At 62.8% G+C, this 12,611-nt stretch carries 14 protein-coding genes; 7 read left to right on the top strand and 7 right to left on the bottom strand.

The genetic code is table 11. The features are described 5' to 3' along the window. Positions 1-21: 21 nt before the first annotated feature. Positions 22-1,212, bottom strand: a complete 1,191-nt coding sequence (locus JQ631_RS27855) for an acyltransferase family protein (RefSeq protein ID WP_212332279.1) — start codon at positions 1,210-1,212, stop codon at positions 22-24. A 183-nt stretch (positions 1,213-1,395) separates the two neighbouring features. On the opposite strand from JQ631_RS27855, the gene JQ631_RS27850 reads away from it, so the two are divergent. Next, complete coding sequence (locus JQ631_RS27850; RefSeq protein ID WP_212332277.1) at positions 1,396-1,569, top strand: DUF1328 domain-containing protein; 174 nt, start codon at positions 1,396-1,398, stop codon at positions 1,567-1,569. 134 nt (positions 1,570-1,703) lie between these two features. Here JQ631_RS27850 and JQ631_RS27845 read toward each other — a convergent pair whose 3' ends face one another. Then, complete coding sequence (locus JQ631_RS27845) at positions 1,704-2,063, bottom strand: DUF427 domain-containing protein (protein ID WP_212332275.1); 360 nt, start codon at positions 2,061-2,063, stop codon at positions 1,704-1,706. 191 nt (positions 2,064-2,254) lie between these two features. Between JQ631_RS27845 and JQ631_RS27840 the strand changes: the two genes are divergently transcribed. Together JQ631_RS27840 and JQ631_RS27835 are read left to right on the top strand one after the other, a co-directional pair. Next, positions 2,255-2,491, top strand: a complete 237-nt coding sequence (locus JQ631_RS27840; RefSeq protein ID WP_015685068.1) for a BolA family protein — start codon at positions 2,255-2,257, stop codon at positions 2,489-2,491. Between the two features lie 28 nt (positions 2,492-2,519). Beyond that, positions 2,520-3,713 carry a low temperature requirement protein A gene (locus JQ631_RS27835; protein ID WP_212332422.1) on the top strand — a complete coding sequence of 398 codons (1,194 nt, stop codon included), beginning with the start codon at positions 2,520-2,522 and terminating at the stop codon, positions 3,711-3,713. A 13-nt stretch (positions 3,714-3,726) separates the two neighbouring features. Here the strand turns inward: JQ631_RS27835 and egtD are convergent, their stop codons facing one another. After that, positions 3,727-4,698 (bottom strand): L-histidine N(alpha)-methyltransferase, encoded by a 972-nt coding sequence (gene egtD / locus JQ631_RS27830; RefSeq protein ID WP_212332273.1) that lies wholly within the window; start codon positions 4,696-4,698, stop codon positions 3,727-3,729. A gap of 136 nt (positions 4,699-4,834) precedes the next feature. Continuing rightward, on the bottom strand, positions 4,835-6,133 hold the full coding sequence (egtB, locus tag JQ631_RS27825) for an ergothioneine biosynthesis protein EgtB (RefSeq protein ID WP_212332271.1): 1,299 nt from the start codon (positions 6,131-6,133) through the stop codon (positions 4,835-4,837). Positions 6,134-6,373: 240 nt separating this feature from the next. Between egtB and grxD the strand changes: the two genes are divergently transcribed. The 4 genes from grxD to JQ631_RS27805 are packed head-to-tail and all read left to right on the top strand — an operon-like array spanning position 6,374 to position 9,852. After that, the gene (grxD, locus tag JQ631_RS27820; protein ID WP_212023620.1) at positions 6,374-6,700 is read left to right on the top strand and encodes a Grx4 family monothiol glutaredoxin; all 327 of its coding nucleotides are present in this window, start codon (positions 6,374-6,376) and stop codon (positions 6,698-6,700) included. A 3-nt stretch (positions 6,701-6,703) separates the two neighbouring features. Next, a complete protein-coding gene (locus JQ631_RS27815; RefSeq protein ID WP_212332269.1) occupies positions 6,704-7,255 on the top strand; it encodes an O-acetyl-ADP-ribose deacetylase in 552 nt (183 codons plus the stop codon). 46 nt (positions 7,256-7,301) lie between these two features. Then, entirely contained in the window at positions 7,302-8,588 is a 1,287-nt protein-coding gene (locus JQ631_RS27810) for a serine hydrolase domain-containing protein (RefSeq protein WP_212332267.1), read from the top strand. Between the two features lies 1 nt (position 8,589). Further along, positions 8,590-9,852, top strand: coding sequence for a serine hydrolase domain-containing protein (locus tag JQ631_RS27805; protein ID WP_212332265.1), 1,263 nt, complete (start codon positions 8,590-8,592; stop codon positions 9,850-9,852). Here the strand turns inward: JQ631_RS27805 and JQ631_RS27800 are convergent, their stop codons facing one another. From JQ631_RS27800 to JQ631_RS27790, 3 genes are all read right to left on the bottom strand, one after another. Then, positions 9,853-10,920, bottom strand: a complete 1,068-nt coding sequence (locus JQ631_RS27800) for a threonine aldolase family protein (RefSeq protein WP_212332263.1) — start codon at positions 10,918-10,920, stop codon at positions 9,853-9,855. A gap of 89 nt (positions 10,921-11,009) precedes the next feature. Further along, positions 11,010-11,627: a 30S ribosomal protein S4 gene (gene rpsD / locus JQ631_RS27795; protein WP_092228027.1), complete on the bottom strand. Its 618-nt coding sequence runs from the start codon at positions 11,625-11,627 to the stop codon at positions 11,010-11,012. Between the two features lie 197 nt (positions 11,628-11,824). Continuing rightward, entirely contained in the window at positions 11,825-12,592 is a 768-nt protein-coding gene (locus JQ631_RS27790; protein WP_212332261.1) for an acyltransferase, read from the bottom strand. Positions 12,593-12,611 lie beyond the last annotated feature (19 nt).

Here is a 12,611-nt window from a genome sequence, read left to right as displayed (position 1 = left end):
GACGCTTGGAGAGGACGTGTCCTACAATATCCGCGTCGCGCCGGGAATCGTCCGCAAGGCAGCGGTCACGGCCCAGCTGAAAATCACCGTCAGCACGAACACGGTGAAAGCCTTCGCGATGGCAGGCAAATTGTAGTCGAATAGCCAGTATTGCAGCCACAACGTGATCGGATAGTGCACCAGGAACATGCCGAAGGCGGCGGACTGCATCGGATCGAGCAGCTTGGCTGAGCCTGATTGCCTGAACCGCTGGAAGAAGGCCAGGATCAGGAACATGATGGCCACGCTGAAGATGGTCACGAAGACAGCGTAGATTCCTTCATACCAGTTCGGCAGCGGCGACGGATTCCCCAGGATCTCTCGCTTGATGAAGATCAGCCCCCAAAGCAGGCAATACGGAACGATTGCCAGGACCAGCCACTCCCAGCTCACCTTCGCCATTCTGCCCTCAGCCGAGAGCAATCCGCGATCCATGTTTGCGACGCCGATGCCAGCGCCGAAGAAGAAGTAGGTCGCATACAGCATCACGCGCCCGTGCTGGACCGAAAACGGGCCGAACTCGAACCAGTTGCTCGGTCCGAAATACATCAGCCCGGGCACATAGAATGCAGCGCTCACGGCCAGCATGACCGCGAAGAACTCCGCGGGTCGGCGCCGCCCGTGCAGCGAGAGGCGGTTGATCGGGTCGAGCAGGTTGGGCGACAGCCGGTACAGGAGGCATGCGATCAAGTCGAACGCGAACAAGACCCAGAGGAACCAGATCGGGCCTGATGGCCACGGGCCTTTCGTGATCGTGGTCCACCAGAACTGTGAAAATCCGATCTCGGGATTGAGCCGCAGCGAGATGGCGTAATACGCGAGCGGTATGACCGTGAATGCGCAGATCACGAACGGGATGCCGAGCCGCCGGACGCGGTCTGCCAAATAGCTCGCCGGCCCTTTGCGTGCAATTCCCGACCACGCAAACAAGCCCGACAGGAAGAAGAACATCGCCATGAAGAAGCTGTCGGTGGCGAGCACGACCATGTCGAAGCCGAAGAAGGACTTCGGATCGGTGTGACCGAAATAGGTGTAGGGGATGACGGCGTGATGCAACAGCACCACCAGCGTCAGGAAGGTGCGGGCGCGGTCCAGCGACAAATTGCGCGTCTTGGCCTTCGGCTCGGCATGCGTCTCTGCGCCCATCGTCGCAGAATGTGACATCGTTGTCATGGTCGCCCCGGTCGCGTTTCTGTCTCGCCCGGACTGTGCCGCCGGGAACTCAATTCAGCAAGGGTAGTCTGTGCCAAGACAACCTTTCGTCGTGCGCTTAGGAACCAGTTCCGGGCAATGCGGTTAGGGTTTCCGAAACATCTGAGACCGCCGATCGCGGCGGCCAATGCTGGGGAGCTGGCGATGACGATCTTGAAATGGGCGCTGATCTTCCTGCTGGTCTCGATCGTGGCTGGCGTGCTTGGCTTCACCGGCATCTCGGCCGCTTCCGCCGACATCGCCCGCTTCCTGTTCTACATCTTCGTCGTGATCTTCCTGATACTGCTGATCCTCGGGCTCACGATCTTCAGGGCGTAGCAAGGCTGCGTCGGCATTCTCAGCAGTCATGCCCGGGCTTGTCCCGGGCATTCGCATTTTTTGCGCATCCGCGATTAGCCAAGAACGTAGATGGCCGGGACAAGCCCGACCATGACGGTGGCGCACAGCAGAGCCTACCCCACTTCCTCGATCTTCACCTTGTCAGGATAGAATGCGAGGTGACCAGCGATCTCGGTCATCGCGGGGAAGGGCGTCTCGTAGGTCCAGATGGCGTTGTCGAGCGTCCTGCCGTCGGCCTTGATGCTGTAATAGCTGGCGTCGCCTTTGTAGGGGCAGTGGGTCGTGCGCTCGGTGCGCTCCAGCAGCGCCATATTGGCATCCTCCCGCGGCAGATATTGCACCGCCGGATATTTGGCCTCTTTCAGCGATAGAGCCCTGGTGCTCTCGGCAATCACGATATCACCTGCCGTCACGCGGATGCGCCGGGGGTTCTGGGTGATGGTGATGGGGTGGTCGGGGCCTGGAAGCTTCATGAATTCACGCCTTTTCGATCAATCTGCCGCGCGTGGCACTTTGTCGTGCCTTTATCCTGATGGGATCAGGGATATAGTGCCTGAAAGCGTGACGTAGAAGGCCGTTCACGCTAAGTTTGGCCCGCCGGCGAGGGGACCCCGGCAAGCGATTCGACGCCGAGGCTGTAAGCCGACACAGGAGCAAGACCCGAATGCCCATGGACGCCCACGATATCGAGGCGATGATCAAGGCAGCGATCCCCGATGCCGAGGTGACCATCCGTGACCTCGCCGGTGATGGCGACCACTATGCCGCGACCGTGATCTCGGAATCCTTCCGCGGCAAGTCCCGCGTCCAGCAGCACCAGATCGTCTATCGGTCCCTGCAGGGCCAGATGGGCGGCGTGTTGCATGCGCTGGCGCTGCAAACCGGCGTACCCGGCACCTGATTGACCTGATCGCGCGACGGGGGCGATGATGGCTGCGGACAATCCGCGCGGCGCGATGTTTCGCGTGATCGTGCCGAACCAGCCCAGCCGCGTCACTAACGCCGAGCTGTTCTTCGACCTCGTCTTCGTCTTCGCCGTCACCCAGATCTCGCACACGCTGCTGCACCACTTCACGCCACTCGGCGCGGTCGAGGTCACGCTGCTGTTTTTGGCGGTATGGTGGGTGTGGGTCTACACCGCCTGGGTCACCAACTGGCTCAACCCCGAGCTGACGCCGGTCCGCATCCTGATCTTCCTGATGATGCTCGGCGGCCTCGTGCTATCGACGACGATCCCGGCCGCGTTCGACGGCCGTGGCCTCTGGTTTGCGATCGCTTACGCAACGATGCAGGTCGGACGCACCGCATTCTGGCTGTTTGCGACCCCACGCCATCGCACCGCCGTGCGGCACAACGCGATCCGCATCCTGATCTGGCTCTGCGGCTCGGCCGTGTTCTGGATCCTCGGCGGCCTCGCCCATGGCGAGGAGCGGCTGTGGTTCTGGATCGTTGCGCTCACGATCGAATACGTCTCACCCGCGGTGCGCTTCTGGGTGCCGAAGCTGGGTTTCTCGTCGGTCGAAGCCTGGGCCGTCGAGGGCGGCCACATGGCCGAGCGCTGTGCGGGTTTCATCATCATCGCGCTCGGTGAAGCCGTCGTCGTCAACGGTGCGACCTTCGCCGAGCTGGACTGGACCGCGGACAACATCCTGGCCTTCGTTGCGGCGCTGGTGGGCAGCATTGCGATGTGGTGGGTCTATTTCCACAAGGGTGCCGAGGCCGGCTCCGAGCGGATCTCGCAATCAGCCGAATCCGGGCGGCTGGCGCGGCTCGCCTACACTTATCTGCACATGCCGATCGTCGCCGGCATCATCCTGACTGCGGTCTCGGACGAGCTTGTGCTGAAGCATCCGACCGGACATTCCGACGTCCGCACCATCATCAGCACCATCGGTGGTCCGCTGGTGTTTCTGGTCGGCACGATCCTGTTCAAGCACTCGATTCGCGGTTTCCTCCAGCTCTCCCACGGCGTCGGCATCATTCTGCTGCTGGCGCTCTGTTGGTTCGCCGCCGATCTCTCGCCCTTATGGCTGTCGGTCGCGACGAGCGTGATCATGATCGTCGTCGCCGTGTGGGAATCGGTGTCGCTCGGATCGAAGCCGGAAGAGACCGAGGAACGTTGATGCGTCGGAGCTATTACTCCGCCGCCTCCAGCGCATGCACCGAGAACATCCTGGCCGCATCCGTCCAGCTCTCGCGCACCCGCCAGCCGGCGCCTTGCGCCAGCGCAGCAAAACGCTCGAGGCTGTATTTGTAGCTGTTCTCGGTGTGGATGCTCTCGCCCGGCCGGAACGAGAAGCTGGTCCCGAGCAGCCGCACGGTCTGGCTCTTCCGGCTGATCAGATGCATCTCGATGCGGTGTCGGTCGTGATTGTAGATCGCGCCATGGGTGAAGGCGGAGAGGTCGAAATTGCCGCCGAGCTCCCGGTTGATCCGGACCAGCACATTGAGGTTGAAGCGCGCAGTGACGCCGGCCGCATCGTTATAGGCGGCGTGGAGCACGCGCTCCTCTTTCTCAAGGTCGGCGCCGATGATCATCTGCGCGCCCTTGCCCAGGATCTTGCGCGCGCTCTTCAGGAACGCCTGTGCCTCGTGCGGTTCGAAATTGCCGATGGTCGATCCGGGGAAGAACCCGACCTTGGGCATCGACGCGACTGCCTTGGGGAGTTCGAACGGTGTGGTGAAATCGGCCGCGACCGGATAGATGCCGAGCGAAGGGAAATCCCTCTTCAGCCCGTTGGCCTGCGCCTGCAGGAAATCGCCGGAGATATCGACGGGGACGTAGGCCGCGAATTTCGACTGGTTGAGCAGCAGGCGGACCTTCGTGGTCGCACCGGCGCCGAACTCGACCAGCGCCGCATTTTCGGGAATGATCTTTGCGATCTCGCTGCCGCGCTCCCTGAGGATCGCAAGCTCGGTGCGCGTCGGATAGTATTCAGGCAGGCGCGTAATCGCCTCGAACAGCTCCGACCCGGTCGCATCATAGAAATATTTCGGCGACAGTTTCTTCGGCTGCTGCGAGAGGTCCTCGATGGCCTCACGAGCGAACGCGGTCGTCTGCTCGTCGGGGAGATGAGCTTCGGCCAAAGCGCTGGCGTGCACATTCATGATACTCTCCTGAACGCGCTGTCCGGCGCGCGGTTGTCGTCGGATGAGAATCTGAAGCGCGACGAGGTCGCGCTTCAGGTCTTTGTTGGAGCATGATCTTTTCGGAAAAGCGCTACACACTTTTCCGGATCATGCTCTAGACGTAGTCGGCGAGCCGCAGTCCCGTGAACTGCCAACGGTGGTGCGGATAGAAGAAGTTGCGATAAGTGACGCGGCTGTGACCATCCGGCGTTGCCAGCGACGAGCCGCGCAGCACCAGCTGGTTGACCATGAACTTGCCGTTGTACTCGCCGAGCGCGCCTTCGACGGCACGGTAGCCGGGGTAGGGCGAATATGAAGAACGCGTCCACTGCCAGACGATGCCGAAGGCGTCGTTGAGTTGACCGGCGCGTGCCGCGACCTCCCATTCCATCTCGGTGGGCAGATGTTTTCCCGCCCAGCGCGCGAACGCGTCGGCTTCGTAATAGCTGATGTGACAGACAGGCGCGTCCGGATCGACCGGCTTGAGGCCGGCAAGCGTCATCACCTGCCATCCGCCATCGACCTCGCGCCAATGGCCCGGGGCCTGCCAATCTTCCTTGGAGGCCGCGGCGAAGCCGTCCATCAGCCACAGCGTTGCCTTTGCGTAGCCGCCGTCGCGCATGAAGGCGAGCCATTCGCCATTGCTGACGAGATTGCGCGCGACCTTGACGGGGCCGACGAGCGCGCGGTGCGCGGGCTTCTCGTTGTCGAAATGAAAGGTGTCATCGGCATGGCCGACAGTGTGGATGCCTTCGTTGAGCATCAGCCAGTCGTCGCCAGTGCGTGTCGCGGCCGGAAAGCGCCAGTCCTTGTCGTAAGCCGGATAGACCGGGTTCTGCGCGAAGGCGTGCAGGATGTCGGTGTACATCAATTCCTGATGCTGCTGCTCGTGATTGAGCCCGACCTCGACCAGTGGCGCCACCTCGCGCAGCTTGTCCTCGCCAGCCTCGCGGAAGAATTTGGTGACCGCCGCATCGACATGGCGACGGTAGGCGCCGACGTCGTTGGCGCTGGGCCGGGTGATGTCGCCGCGATGATTGCGGGCATGACGGGGGCCGGCGCTGACGTAATAGGAATTGAACAGGAAAGCGAAATCGGAGTGGAAGGGCCGGTAGCCAGGGGCATGTTCGCCGAGCAGAAATTGCTCCCAGAACCAGGTGGTGTGGGCCCGGTGCCATTTCGCCGGGCTCGCATCCGGCATGGACTGGATCTGCTGGTCCTCGGGCGAGAGTGGTGCGGCCCGACGTTCGGTCTCGTTGCGGACGGCGAGAAATGCGGTCTCCAGCCCCTGTGCGAGGCCATCCGGAGTGGCCGATTGTGACGAAAGCGGCGGGGCGGCCGTAGCGGAGGCTTGTTTCGTCACGTTTTTCTCCAGACAGGACAAGAGAACGTTGTTGGCGATATCAGGTTCCAAAACCTGGGTTCGTCCTAGATAGGGGCTCCGTTACGGTATGAAAGTCCTCCCAAGTGATGATATTCGTGCCATCATGTAATGACGGCGGGGCCGCCGTAGCCTGATGTCCCGGGGCTGTTCGCCGCCATTTTACTTTGGATGCACAACGGTTTGGGCTACATATATAGGCAGGTATCGGGTTAGATCGGCTGAGCCGGCCCGAAGATATTGTTACGGGCTCCGCCCCAGAAGGACACGGATATGAGCATCGCGGAATTCATCGACAACGAAGTGAAGTCGAACGACGTGGTTCTGTTCATGAAGGGTACGCCGCAATTTCCGCAGTGCGGTTTCTCCGGCCAGGTCGTCCAGATCCTCGACCATATCGGCGTCGGCTATAAGGGCCTTAACGTTCTGGAATCCGCCGAACTGCGCAACGGCATCAAGGAATTCTCGAACTGGCCGACCATCCCCCAGCTCTACGTGAAGGGCGAGTTCGTTGGCGGCTGCGACATCGTCCGTGAGATGTTCCAGGCCGGCGAACTGCAGCAGCTCTTCTCCGAGAAGGGCGTCGTCGTCGCGGCCTGATCCGTGACGGTGCTGACGCGCCGGATCGGCGACGTCCAGCTCGATGTCATCGTTGCCGACATCACCACGCTGAGCGTTGACGCCATCGTCAACGCGGCCAACACGTCGCTCCTTGGCGGGGGCGGCGTCGATGGTGCGATCCATCGGGCGGCGGGGCCTGAGCTGCTGGCTGAATGCCGGATGCTCGGTGGATGTCGGACCGGTGATGCCAAGATCACGAAGGGCTATCGCCTGCCGGCACGGCATGTGATCCACGCGGTCGGCCCCGTCTGGTATGGCGGGGACCGCGGGGAGGCCGAGGCGCTCAATTCCTGTTATCGCCGGGCGCTCGAGATCTCGCAGGCCAATGGGCTGACCTCGCTGGCATTCTCCGCAATCTCCACCGGCGTGTATCGCTTTCCTGCCGACCGGGCCGCGAAGATTGCGGTCCACGCGACGATCGACACCCTGCCGACGGCCCCCTCGGTCACTCGCGTCATATTCTGCTGTTTCTCGGAGGCAAGCGCGGTCCTCCACACGGACGTTTTGGCACGTTACGGCAGCCCTTGTGCCTGATGACGTGGTCAGTACACTCCGGCCAGCCATGTTCCGGGGAGGGGATATGATTTTACGTTTTGGACTACGTGCGCTGGTCTGCGGTGCGCTTGTGTCGCTCGGTACGGTGTCGCTTGCGCGCGCTGAGGGCACCTACGAGATTCCGGCCGGCGCGCATTTCAATCCGGACAAGCTCGCCAAGGTGAGCGAGTTCTTCAAGAACGAGGTCGCGACCGGCAAGATTGCCGGTGCGACCGTGCTGATCAAGCAGCACGGCAAGCCGGTCTATCACGAGGCTTTCGGCGTGCAGGACGTGGTCAGCAAGGCGCCGATCACCGACAAGACGATCTTCCGGCTGTTCTCGATGAGCAAGGCGATCACCTCGGTGGTCGCGATGAAGATGATCGAGGACGGCAAGTTCAAGCTCGACGATCCCGTCTCCAAATACATCCCGTCCTTCGCCAATGTGAAGGTCGGCGTCGAGAAGAAGGCCGATGACGGCACCAAATCGCTGGAGCTGGTGCCGCCGAACCGGCCGATGACGGTGAAGGATCTGATGACGCACACATCGGGCGTCACTTATGGTTTCTACGGCGACAGTCTGGTCCGCAAGGCCTATCGCGCCGCCAAGATCTATGACGGCGATTTCGACCTCGCCGAGTTCGCCGAGCGCATCGCCAAACTGCCGCTGCACAATCAGCCGGGCGCGCTGTGGCAATACGGTCATTCCACCGACATTCTGGCGCGCGTGATGGAAGTCTCCGCCGGTAAACCGCTGCTCGATATCGAGCAGGACCTGCTGCTCGGGCCGCTCGGCATGGTCGACACCGGCTTCCTCGTCACCGACCCCGAAAAGCAGAAACTGCTGGCGCAGCCGGTGCCGAACGACAGCGATTTCCGGGTCGGCCGCATCAACGATCCGACGGTCGCCAAGAAGATCCAGTTCGCCAGCGGCGGCATGGTGACGACCATGGCCGACTATGAACGCTTTGCGCAGATGCTGCTCAACGGCGGCAGCCTCGACGGCAAGACCATCCTCAAGCCCGAGACATTCAAGCAGCTGACGACCGATCAGATCGGCCCGGGCTCCGGCGTCGATCGCGACTATTTCTATTTCCCTGGCGACGGCTTCGGCTTCGGCCTTGGCCTTGCCGTCCGTACCGATCCCGGCAACGCAAAGCCGCCGCCGCCCGGCGATCTCGGGGAATTGAAGTGGGACGGCGCCTCCGGCTGCTATTTCGTGATCGACCGCAAGCAGGACATGTTCTTCGTGCTGCTGGAACAGACCCCGACAGAGCGCCAGCGCATCCAACGGACATTGAAGCAACTGGTCTATGAAGCCATGGAAAACTGACATGCGCGGGCGCCGCGCGCTGATCGCGGCGCTCGTTCTCTTGTTCGGCGTCGCCGGTGCGCAGGCGGGTTCCGAGGGCCGCGCACACAGGTTCACGCCCGAGGGCCTCGCCAAAGTCTCCGATTACATCAGGAACGAGATCGCGACCGGCAAGATTCCGGGCGCGATCCTCTTGCTGCAGCAGCACGGCAAGCCGGTCTATCACGAGAATTTCGGCGTCCGCGACGTCGCGACCGAAATTTCGATGAGCGCGGACACGATCTTCCGGCTCTATTCGATGTCGAAGCCGGTCACCTCCGTCCTGGCGATGATGCTGGTGGAGGAGGGCAAGCTCGCGATCAACGATCCAGTCTCGAAGTACATTCCGGCCTTTGCCGGCATGAAGGTCGGCGTCGAGAGGAAAGCCGAAGACAACAAGGTCTCGCTGGAACTGGAGCCGCTCAAACGTCCGGTCACGATAGAGGATTTGATGCGCCATACCGCCGGAATCCCCTACGGCTATTATGACGGGGACCTGGTGAACAAGCTCTATGCCGACGCTGGTCTGTTCGACAACAAGGCTTTGACCAATGCGGAGCTGGTCGCGAAGATCACAACGCTGCCGCTCGCCGAACAGCCCGGCACGATCTGGGATTACGGCCTCTCCTTCGACGTGCTCGGTCGCATCATCGAGGTGATATCGGGTAAATCGCTGTTCGAGTTCGCCAAGGAGCGGCTGCTTGACCCGCTCGGGATGAAGGACACCGCTTTCTACGTCGCCGACCCCGCCAAGTGGCCGCGCATCGCGGAGCCGATGCCGACGGATCGCGCGCTCAGCCCGATGGCACAGATCCGCGATATCAAAAGCCCGTTGCGGTGGGAGTCGGGCGGTGGCGGCCTCGTCGGTACCATCGGCGACTACGCGCGCTTCTCACAGATGCTGCTCAATGGCGGCACCCTCGACGGGCGACGCTATTTGAAGCCGGAAACCGTCGCATTGATGGCGTCGGATCACGTCGGCCCCGAAACCCATGTCGAGCGCGACAAGAACTTTTATCCAGGCGAGACCAGCGGCTACGGCCTCGGCTTTGCCGTGCGTACGTCGGTGCCATCAGGCACGTCCTGGCCGCTTGGCGAATATCGCTGGGACGGCGTCGGCGGCACCTTCTTCTTCATCGATCCCGAAGACGATCTGTTCGGGATCTTCATGGTGCAGACCCCGTCGCAGCGCGGTCGGATTCAGCTCGATCTGAAGACGCTGATCTATCAGGCAATGGGCCGGTGATTACGCCCCGCGCACGATCTCTCTGACATAGCCGATCGCTTCCTCGACCTGGCTGGCATTGACGTCGAGATGGGTGCAGGCGCGGATGCGGCCGTCCATCATCGCGAGCGTCACGCCGCGCTGGCGCAGTGCCGCGACCATCTTGTCGCCGGCAACGCCGGCACCTTCAGGCTTGAAGAACACCAGGTTGGTCTCGGGCTCCTGTACCTCGATGCCTGCGATCTGTGACAGGCCGCGCGCGAGCGCCCGCGCATTGGCGTGGTCGTCGGCAAGGCGCTCGACATGATGATCGAGCGCGTAGATGCAGGCGGCCGCGCAGATTCCGGCCTGCCGCATCGAGCCGCCGAGGCGCTGCTTCCATTGCCACACCGCGTCGATGAAGGCACGCGTGCCTGCGAGCACGCCGCCGATCGGAGCGCCCAGACCCTTGGAGAAATCGATCCAGGCCGAATCCCAGCCGGCGGTCATGTCGCGCGGGGAGACGCCGCTCGCCACGGTGGCGTTGAGCAGGCGCGCACCGTCCATATGGGTGACAAGTCCATGTTGCCTGGCGATCGCGACGATCTCGTCGAGCGCGGACTGCTTCCAGATCGTGCCGCCGCCGATATTGGCGGTCTGCTCGACGCTGACGACGGTCTGCGTCGGCTGGTAGCGCGTGCGCGGGTGCAGCGCCTTGCGGAACGTCTCAGGGGTGAACTGGCCGTCGGGCCCCTTGAGCTGCGTGACCTGGAAACCGCCGATCGCGGCATGCGCACCGCCTTCGCGGGCGATGATGTGCGCGGTCTCGTGCGCGAGGATCTCGTCTCCGGGCCGGCAATGCACCAGCGTCGCCGTGACGTTGCACATCGTGCCGGAGGGCATGTAGACCGCGGCCTCCTTGCCCATCAGATCGGCCACGCGCTCGCACAGCGCATTCACGGTCGGATCGTCACCGACCTGCTCGTCACCAACCTCGGCCCGCGCCATCGCCTCGCGCATCGCAGCCGTTGGCTTGGTCTGCGTGTCCGAGAGCAGGTTGATGCGCACCGGCGGCGCCTTGGGATCAACAGGGGGAGGGGTGTAGAGCATGCGACGGCTCCTATAGGCTGTGCGGCCACTGAAATGTGGCTCTTAAGCAAAAAGGCCCCGGCGAACCGGGGCCTTTCGATATTCAGATCTTAGCGCGAATAGAATTCGACGACCAGATGGGGCTCCATCTGCACCGGGAACGGCACGTCGGAGAGGCCGGGGATGCGCACGTACTTGGCGGTCATCTTGCCGTGGTCGACTTCGAGATAGTCGGGGGTGTCGCGCTCGGGGAGCTGGCTTGCTTCGAGAACGTGGGCGAGCTGCTTGGAGGCTTCCTTCACCTCGATCACGTCGCCGACCTTGATCTGGTAGCTCGAGATGTTGACCTTGCGGCCGTTCACCTTGATGTGGCCGTGGTTGATGAACTGGCGGGCGGCGAAGATCGTCGAGACGAACTTGGCGCGGTACACGACCGCGTCGAGACGACGCTCGAGCAAGCCGATCAGGTTCTCGCCGGTGTCACCCTTGAGGCGGCTGGCCTCGACATAGATGCCGTGGAACTGACGCTCGCTGATGTTGGCGTAGTAGCCCTTCAGCTTCTGCTTGGCGCGCAGCTGCACGCCGAAGTCCGAGAGCTTGCCCTTGCGGCGCTGGCCGTGCTGGCCGGGGCCGTATTCGCGGCGGTTCACGGGGCTCTTCGGGCGGCCCCAGATGTTCTGGCCCATACGGCGATCGAGTTTGTACTTCGCCTCACTGCGCTTAGTCATCGCGTCCTCTTCGGTTGCATGGTTTGAGGAAACGCGCCCTCCTGGGTGACGGGCTAGCCCGGCACTGACAGGTCCGATCCCCAAAGCTTAAGGGAGTGGACCACGGGTCGCGAAACGCTTCGCGGGCCGAAATCGGCCCGCGAGCAGTGGGCTTTTAGGGGAGTTTGGGGTTCGCTGTCAATGCGAATAGGCCCGGATCACGTCCCGACAGCCCGGATCGGCCTAGGGCCGGCCGCGCGCAATTCGGCAGCAATTTCAGTGTTCAGGACCTGTTCTATCAGGGTCAGGACCCGTGCGATGGGGGCGCCATCCGTGACCCGGTGGTCCCAACGGATCACGACACGGACGGTCTGGTCGGGCTCGACCCCCCCATAAGTGAGGATGAACGGGCCAGGGGTAATGGGATGGATCTCGCCGCCGCCATAGGCGGCCACAGAGCTGACCGCGAAGCTGCCGAACCAATTGCCGCGCTGCCGGCCGAAATTCAGCCCTACGGCCCAGGACAGCCGCCGCAGCGGCAGCGGTAACCGGGTGACCCGCATGATCTTGCGGAACATCGGGACGTCGTCGATCGGGGCGTTCTTGGCGCGCCGGATTTCGGCATCGATCGCGGACAGCGCCATAGCCTCGGGGGCCGCGATTCGCTGCGGCATCACGCATTCCTCGCCGTTCTCGACCCGGGCGATGGCCACCGACGCCACGCTATTGGGGAGCTCGTAGAACGACGGCCAGGGCCATTTGGCGTAGACGGTGCGCAGGATCGGCTCGTCCCTCGCCACCAGCGCAAAGGCCTTGGCGAACATCGCCGCCCAGCCGGCGGGCGCTGCCGCACCAGCGCGAGCCTCCAGCAGGGGGCCGATATTGAGCGAGCGGGACTGTGAAACGAACGGCACGTCCATCGACGCGCGCATGAGGTCGATAATCAGGCGGCGCGGCAGCGAAATGTTCTTGGGTTGACCGCGCATCGTTATGTCGGTTCCAGCG

Source organism: Bradyrhizobium manausense, assembly GCF_018131105.1.
GTDB classification, from domain to species: Bacteria; Pseudomonadota; Alphaproteobacteria; order Rhizobiales; family Xanthobacteraceae; genus Bradyrhizobium; species Bradyrhizobium manausense_B.
This window is presented reverse-complemented; position numbering and strand designations above follow the sequence as displayed.

Excerpts from the sequence above, each read along its gene's own strand:
- JQ631_RS27800 (WP_212332263.1), bottom strand. The coding sequence starts at position 10,920 with ATGCTCTACACCCCTCCCCCTGTTGATCCCAAGGCGCCGCCGGTGCGC.
- JQ631_RS27850 (WP_212332277.1), top strand. The coding sequence starts at position 1,396 with ATGACGATCTTGAAATGGGCGCTGATCTTCCTGCTGGTCTCGATCGTG.
- rpsD (WP_092228027.1), bottom strand. The coding sequence starts at position 11,627 with ATGACTAAGCGCAGTGAGGCGAAGTACAAACTCGATCGCCGTATGGGC.
- JQ631_RS27855 (WP_212332279.1), bottom strand. The coding sequence starts at position 1,212 with ATGACAACGATGTCACATTCTGCGACGATGGGCGCAGAGACGCATGCC.
- JQ631_RS27810 (WP_212332267.1), top strand. The coding sequence starts at position 7,302 with ATGATTTTACGTTTTGGACTACGTGCGCTGGTCTGCGGTGCGCTTGTG.
- egtD (WP_212332273.1), bottom strand. The coding sequence starts at position 4,698 with ATGAATGTGCACGCCAGCGCTTTGGCCGAAGCTCATCTCCCCGACGAG.
- JQ631_RS27790 (WP_212332261.1), bottom strand. The coding sequence starts at position 12,592 with ATGCGCGGTCAACCCAAGAACATTTCGCTGCCGCGCCGCCTGATTATC.
- JQ631_RS27835 (WP_212332422.1), top strand. The coding sequence starts at position 2,520 with ATGGCTGCGGACAATCCGCGCGGCGCGATGTTTCGCGTGATCGTGCCG.
- JQ631_RS27845 (WP_212332275.1), bottom strand. The coding sequence starts at position 2,063 with ATGAAGCTTCCAGGCCCCGACCACCCCATCACCATCACCCAGAACCCC.
- JQ631_RS27840 (WP_015685068.1), top strand. The coding sequence starts at position 2,255 with ATGCCCATGGACGCCCACGATATCGAGGCGATGATCAAGGCAGCGATC.
- JQ631_RS27805 (WP_212332265.1), top strand. The coding sequence starts at position 8,590 with ATGCGCGGGCGCCGCGCGCTGATCGCGGCGCTCGTTCTCTTGTTCGGC.
- grxD (WP_212023620.1), top strand. The coding sequence starts at position 6,374 with ATGAGCATCGCGGAATTCATCGACAACGAAGTGAAGTCGAACGACGTG.